4 protein-coding genes are annotated in these 5,021 nt (G+C 73.5%); 3 read left to right on the top strand and 1 reads right to left on the bottom strand.

Features of this window, described 5'->3' with window-relative positions:
- The 3 genes from FNQ90_RS28150 to FNQ90_RS12280 form a co-directional block, all read left to right on the top strand.
- The coding region (locus tag FNQ90_RS28150) for a sensor histidine kinase (RefSeq protein ID WP_267133046.1) at nucleotides 1-1,140 on the top strand (1,140 nt) is incomplete at its 5' end.
- Nucleotides 1,137-1,793, top strand: a complete 657-nt coding sequence (locus FNQ90_RS12285) for a response regulator (protein ID WP_182606407.1) — start codon at nucleotides 1,137-1,139, stop codon at nucleotides 1,791-1,793. The genes FNQ90_RS28150 and FNQ90_RS12285, both read left to right, overlap by 4 nt.
- Before the next feature lie 70 nt (nucleotides 1,794-1,863).
- Nucleotides 1,864-2,649: a GNAT family N-acetyltransferase gene (locus tag FNQ90_RS12280; protein WP_182606406.1), complete on the top strand. Its 786-nt coding sequence runs from the start codon at nucleotides 1,864-1,866 to the stop codon at nucleotides 2,647-2,649.
- 177 nt (nucleotides 2,650-2,826) lie between these two features.
- On the opposite strand, the gene glxA is transcribed toward FNQ90_RS12280, so the two are convergent.
- A complete protein-coding gene (gene glxA, locus FNQ90_RS12275) occupies nucleotides 2,827-4,830 on the bottom strand; it encodes a radical copper oxidase GlxA (protein WP_182606405.1) in 2,004 nt (667 codons plus the stop codon).
- Between the last annotated feature and the right edge of the window lie 191 nt (nucleotides 4,831-5,021).

Raw genomic sequence — 5,021 nt, 5'->3', positions numbered from 1 at the left:
CCCTACGATGGGGGGATGCGGCGGGTGGAGTCGACGGTGTGGGAGGGCCTGGTCGGACCGGTGGTCTGCCTGGCCGTGGGCACCCCGGTGCTGATCGGGCTGGCACGGGGCACGGTGTCCGTCACCGGACCGTCCTGGCTGTGGGCACTCCTGCTGCTCGCCTTCCTGACCGCGATGGTGCTGGGCACCTGGCGCGCGGAACAACTCGGCCCCGATGCCGCCCGGTGGGTTCTGATCGCCCAGGTGGCGCTCGGCTCGATCCTGGTGCTCACCGCTCCCGACGCGGGCTGGACCCCGATCCTGCTGGTGTTCACCTCGGCGATCGCGGGTTACCTGGTGTCCCTCCGGGGCGTCGCGGCGATCATCGCCGCGCACACCGTCGTGGTCACGCTCGCGGTGGTGCTCACCGGCAGCTCTCCGGCGGAGGCGGCGATGGTGGCGCTTCTGTACCTGTTGTTGCAGGTGGGCACCGTGTTGGGGGTGACGGCCCACCGCCGGGAGCTGGAGGCCCACGAGCGGCTGGCCGTCGCCCACGCCGAGCTGCGCGCCACCGGCGCCCTGCTGGAGGAGGCGGGCCGCACCGACGAACGGCTGCGGATCGCCCGCGAGCTGCACGACCTGCTGGGTCACCAGCTCACCGTGTTGACGCTGGAACTGGAGGTGGCCTCCCACCACGCGACGCCACCGGCGGAGGGACACGTGCGACAGGCCCGCGCCACGGCCCGGGAGCTGCTCGGCGATGTGCGGGCGACGGTGGGGGAGCTGCGACGCCACGCCCCCGACCTGCGGGACGCCCTGGAGGGGATCGTGGCGAAGCTGCCCGAACCGGCCGTGCACCTGCGCGTGGACGAGGCGGTGCGGACGGACGAGGCCCGCACCGCGCTGCTGATCCGCTGCTTCCAGGAGGTGGTCACCAACACCATCCGCCACTCCGGGGCGAGCCGGCTGTGGGTGGACGTCACCGACGACGGACAGGGCGGCGTGGTCTTCACGGCCCGGGACGACGGTCGGGCTCACGGCCCGGTGGTGGCGGGCAACGGCCTGCGGGGGCTGACCGAGCGGGTGGAGGAGCTGGGCGGCCGAACCCGGTTCACCGCCGGTCGGGGCTTCCGGGTGGTGGCGGAGGTGCCGGGGCCGTGATCCGGGTGTGCGTGGTGGACGACCAGACCCTGGTGCGCCAGGGCATCCGGAGCCTGTTGGGACTGGCCGAGGGCGTGGAGGTGGTCGCCGAGGCGGAGGACGGCCGGTCGGCGGTGGCGGTGATCCGGGCGCACGCCCCGGACGTGGTGCTGCTGGACCTGCGGATGCCGGGCCGGGACGGCATCGGCGCCCTGGAGGACCTGCGGGAGCTGGGCATCGACGTGCCGGTGCTGGTGCTGACCACCTTCGACGACGACGAGCTGGTGCTGGGCGCGCTGCGCGCGGGGGCCCGTGGCTACCTGCTGAAGGACGTCACCCTGGAGCAGCTCGTGGGCGCGGTGCGGACGCTGGCCGACGGCGGCACGCTGGTGCGTCCGGCGATCACCGAGCGACTGCTGCGGACGGTGCGCGAGGGGGGCGCCCCGGAACCGCTCGGAGAGGACGTCTCGGCGCCGGTGGAGAAGCTGACCGGCCGTGAGGTGGAGGTGTTGCGGTTGCTCGCCGGCGGATACACCAACCGGGAGATCGCCGACGCCCTCTTCCTGGCGGAGGGCACGGTCAAGAACCACGTCTCGGCGGTGCTGCTCAAGCTGGGCACCCGGGACCGGACGAGGGCGGTGCTCCGGGCCCTGCACCACGGCCTGTTGGACTGAGCCCCGCGCAACGCGCCCGGGGTGGGGAAATCCGTTGGTGCGGGGACCTTCCCGGTGGTGGAATGCGCGCATGGATCACGCCGGGGTGCTGCGCCTGTTCGACCGCCGGATGCGGCGTGACGCCCCACCGGATCACGCGGGTGTGCGGGTCGAGGACCGGGGCGACGTGGTCCGGTGGACCGGCGGGCCGCACGATTGGAACGGCGTCGTGTGGTCCGACCTCGACGCCGCGAACGCGGACGCCGCGATCGCCGAACAGGTGCGGCACTACGGCGCGCTCGGGGTCGGCTTCGAATGGAAGACGTACTCCCACGACACCCCCGCCGATCTCGGCGAGCGGCTGCTGTGCGCCGGGTTCACCGCCGGGGAGCCCGAAAGCCTGATGGTCGCCGAGGTCGCCGCGCCGACTGCTCCGGCCGGAGGCGGCGAACGCCCCGACGGCCCGCGGCTCGTGGACGTCACCGACGCGGTGGGCATCGACCTCGCGGTGGGGGTGCACGAGGCCGCGTTCGGCACCGGCGGCGGGCGGTCGCGCGACCAACTGCTCGAGCGGCTCGCGCACGCTCCCGACAGCTTCGTGGTGACCCTGGCCATGGCCGGTGACCGGCCCGTCGGATCGGCCCGGATCGAGTTCACCCCCGGCACGGACTTCGCGGGCCTGTGGGGCGGCGGCATCGTCACGGGGTTCCGGGGTCGCGGCCTCCACCGGGACATGGTGGCGCACCGGGCCCGCCTGGCGGCGGACCGGGGAGCGCGCTTCCTCGTGGTCGATGCCATGCCGACGAGTGCCCCGATTCTCCGCCGGCTCGGTTTCGAGCGGCTGGGCACGACCACGCCCTACCTCCGGGAGCCCTGAGACCTCTCCCGGTGTCCCCGGGTCGGACCCCGCCGTCCGGGGTCGTCCACCGCGCGGGACGGCGGCTCCGGCCCCGCGGCCGGTCCCGGCCGGCGGGGAGCCGGCCCCGGCCCGACGAGGGGAACGACGGACCGGGGCCGGCGATCGGGAGCGGGGCGCCCCGGGCGGGCGCTCCCGTCAGGGCAGGTGAACCCAGTGCGCCTCGGAGAAGGCGCCCCCGCCGTCGGTGACGAAGAGCATGTACCAGCCGGGCGGGGTCAGCGAGCGGTCCTCCGGGATGTCCAGGGTCAGTTCGTCGCCCTCCGCCGCCGTGATCTCCACCGCGATCGAGCGCTGTTCGACGTCGGTGGTGTGGGTGACGGCGCTGGGCCGGATCAGGCGGGCGGTCCCGATCCGCTCGGCGTCCGGTACCCGGAAGACGGACTCGGCACCGCGCGCCGGCTCCCGGGGGCCGTCCTCGATGACCGGCCGACCGGCGACGCCGTCCTTGGCGGCGGTCTCCGCGCGGTACAGGGCGGGCGGGGTGTAGACCTCCACGCGCTGCTCGAAGCGGCCCATCCGGGTGTTGTCGGCGTCCGCGAACAGCGGGTCGGAGCCGAAGGTGGCGACCCGACCGTCGGGCAACAGCAGCGCCTCCGCGTGGTAGTTGCGCGGCACGGTGGGGTCGGCGGCGGGCCGGAAGGTGTCGGTGGCCGGGTCGTAGAACTGCGCCTTGAGGATGTCGCTCCTGCCCCGTCCCCGGTAGTCCTCGGAGCCGCCGGTGGTGAAGACGGTGTCGTCCGGCATGATCACGCTGTTGAGGTAGCGGGTGCCCTGCGGCAGTTCGGCGGCGTCGCGGTAGCGGGGCTCGGCCTCGGTGAGGTCGATGACGGCGGTCCGGGGCGTGGAGTCCTCGGACTCGCCGACCCCGCCGCCGCCGAGCACCATGAACCGCTGCGCCTGGGCGGGCGGCAGCAGCAGGGAGGCGGAGGTCTCCAGTTGGTCGGCGTCGCGCAGACCGCCGACCTCGGTGAAGGTGTTGGTCTCCAGGTCCCAGATACCGGGCTCACGGCCCTCGTCGGCGGGTCCGTACCCGGCGTTGGAGCCGGTGTAGAAGATCTTGCCGCCCTGCGCCAGGAACAGCGCCGGGTAGGTGGGGAAGTACCGCTCGGGCCCCTCCTCCCAGGTCTGCGTCTCCGGGTCGTAGATCTCGTTGATGCCGGGGACGACCTCGCCGATGTCGTCCAGACCGGAGACGGTGAGCACCCGACCGTCGGGGAGGGTGGTGAGGGTGGGGTACCAGCGGGCCTCGGCCATGGGGTCGACCGGGATGTACCGCTCGGCGACCGGGTCGAACTCGTAGGCCGCCTTGATCCCGTGGAAGTCCTGGTCCTCCAGGGTCAGGGACTCGGCCAGACCGTAGACGTTGTCGGCGTCCTCGCCGGTGAGGCCGTCGATGGAGTACTGGGTGGGCTCCTCGTTGACCGAGCCCTCGCCCTCCTCCACGGCGACGACGAAGACCCGTACCTCGCTCGCGGTGATCTCGACGGTGGTGGTCTCCTCGGCGTCCTCGCCGTCACCGCCGGCCTCGACCCGCTCCTCCTTCGTGGCGGGCGGGAGGGTGAACTCGATCTCCGTCTCGTAGGCGACCCCGTCGGGGGAGCGGAAGACCGTGCCCGCGGGGAAGGTGTGCTCGCGGTCGGGGTTCTCGTTCTTGACGATCATGCCGCCGCCGGCCCGGGTCACCTGATCGCCGAGGAGTTCGTAGCGGGCGGTGCCACCCGCGACCAGCAGTCGGCCGTCGGCGAGTTGGGAGTGGCCGGCGCAGAACAGGTCGTCGGGGGTCCCCACCTCGGTCCAGGTGTTGTCCGAGGGGTCCCACAGGACGGTCTCGAAGGTGCCCGCGTCGAATTCCTGCTGGTCGTTGCCGGAGCCGGCGATCAGCATCACCTTGCCGGTGTGCAGCAGCGCGGCGTGGATGGCGTTGGTGCGGTACCGCTCGGGAACGTCCACCAGCGCCCAGGATCCGTATTCGGCCCGGTACTCGGGCCTGGATATCCGGTACTCGTGCAGGCGGTCCTGGGTGAAGCCGATGGCGGCCGGCATGTTCATCCCGGCCAGCACCAGGGTGACCCCGGTGCCGAGAACGGTCTTGCGCAGGCGGGCGCCGGGACGCGCGGTCCGGCGGCTCGTGGTGCTCATGGTGTGTCAACTCCCACGGGTCGGGCGGCGGGAGAGGGGCCGGTGCGGCCGGTGTCCCCCTCGGCGCGGTGTGCGGGGTGGTGGGTGCGATGTCTCCGGGCTCCCGGCGGAGCCCGTCCGGCGCTCCGGGGCCCGGGAGGGAAACGGCCGTGCGGGAACGGCCGTGCGGGAACGGCGGTACGGGCCGGGGG

It is taken from the genome of Streptomyces alkaliphilus (genome assembly GCF_014141535.1).
In the GTDB taxonomy this organism is placed as follows: Bacteria; Actinomycetota; Actinomycetes; order Streptomycetales; family Streptomycetaceae; genus Streptomyces; species Streptomyces alkaliphilus.
Note: the sequence above shows the minus strand (reverse complement) of the source record. Positions and strands in the feature narration are given on the sequence as shown.